Source organism: Rhodococcus sp. GQ147 (genome assembly GCF_059759155.1).
In genome coordinates this window covers 1-1,789 of sequence record NZ_JCAXDU010000052.1, presented here as the reverse complement: position 1 = coordinate 1,789, position 1,789 = coordinate 1, and the positions used below count along the sequence as shown (strand labels likewise).

Here is a 1,789-nt window from a genome sequence, read left to right as displayed (position 1 = left end):
ATGAATGGCGGATTTGCCTACCATTCGCCCTACCGGCTTACACCAGGTACTCCATCACCTGGCCCAGCTACCTTCCTGCGTCACCCCATCGCTTGACTACTACAATCAGGGTCCCGTGCAGCCATCCCCACAGTTCCCGAAGGAACAGCGGAAACTTTTGGACGGTTAGCACAACTGATTCGCCATTGGGCGCGGATACACGGGTACGGGAATATCAACCCGTTGTCCATCGACTACGCCTGTCGGCCTCGCCTTAGGTCCCGACTCACCCTGGGCGGATTAACCTGGCCCAGGAACCCTTGGTCATCCGGCGGACGAGTTTCTCACTCGTCTTTCGCTACTCATGCCTGCATTCTCACTCGCGCAGCCTCCACACCTGGATCACTCCGGCGCTTCCACGGCTGCACGACGCTCCCCTACCCACCCACACCACTGCACACGTTCCCGCAGGAACGAATGGGTGTTGTGTGAGTGCCGCGGCTTCGGCGGTGTACTTGAGCCCCGCTACATTGTCGGCGCAGAACCACTTGACCAGTGAGCTATTACGCACTCTTTCAAGGGTGGCTGCTTCTAAGCCAACCTCCTGGTTGTCTCAGCGATCCCACATCCTTTTCCACTTAGTACACGCTTAGGGGCCTTAGCCGGCGATCTGGGCTGTTTCCCTCTCGACTACGAAGCTTATCCCCCGCAGTCTCACTGCCGCGCTCTCACTCACCGGCATTCGGAGTTTGGCTGATTTCGGTAAGCTTGTGGGCCCCCTAGACCATCCAGTAGCTCTACCTCCGGTGAGAAACACGCGACGCTGCACCTAAATGCATTTCGGGGAGAACCAGCTATCACGGAGTTTGATTGGCCTTTCACCCCTACCCACAACTCATCCCCTCAGTTTTCAACCTAAGTGGGTTCGGGCCTCCACGACGTCTTACCATCGCTTCACCCTGGCCATGGGTAGATCACTCCGCTTCGGGTCTAGAACATGCCACTACATGCGCCCTATTCGGACTCGCTTTCGCTACGACTACCCCACACGGGTTAACCTCGCGACATGCCACTAACTCGCAGGCTCATTCTTCAAAAGGCACGCCATCACCCACCACGAACTGAATCGTGCATCGGCTCTGACGGATTGTAAGCGCACGGTTTCAGGTACTATTTCACTCCCCTCCCGGGGTACTTTTCACCTTTCCCTCACGGTACTAGTCCGCTATCGGTCACCAGGGAGTATTCAGGCTTATCGGGTGGTCCCGACAGATTCACACCGGATTTCACGGGCCCGGTGCTACTCGGGTACTTCTCACGAGAGCCGGCAAGTTTTCGTCTACGGGATTCTCACCCTCTACGACAGGCCGTTCCAGACCACTTCGACTAACCAACCGGTTTCTTACTCTCGCCCGTCATGACAGTGACGGGAAGAAAAGCCCCACAACCCCACGGATGCAACGCCTGCCAGCTATCACACACCCATGGTTTAGCCTCATCCGCTTTCGCTCGCCACTACTCACGGAATCACATGTTGTTTTCTCTTCCTGTGGGTACTGAGATGTTTCACTTCCCCACGTTCCCTCCACACACCCTATATATTCAGATGCGGGTAACACGACATCACTCGTGCTGGGTTTCCCCATTCGGAAATCCTCGGATCACAGCTCGGTTGACAGCTCCCCGAGGCATATCGCAGCCTCCCACGTCCTTCATCGGCTCCTGGTGCCAAGGCATCCACCGTACGCTCATAAACACTTACAACAAAGATGCTCGCGTCCACTGTGCAGTTCTCAAACAACACACAACA

General features: G+C 56.2%; 1 rRNA gene. It reads right to left on the bottom strand.

The features are described from left to right. Positions 1 to 1,743, bottom strand: a 23S ribosomal RNA gene (locus tag AC6CID_RS24960); the annotation flags it as partial. Between the last annotated feature and the right edge of the window lie 46 nt (positions 1,744 to 1,789).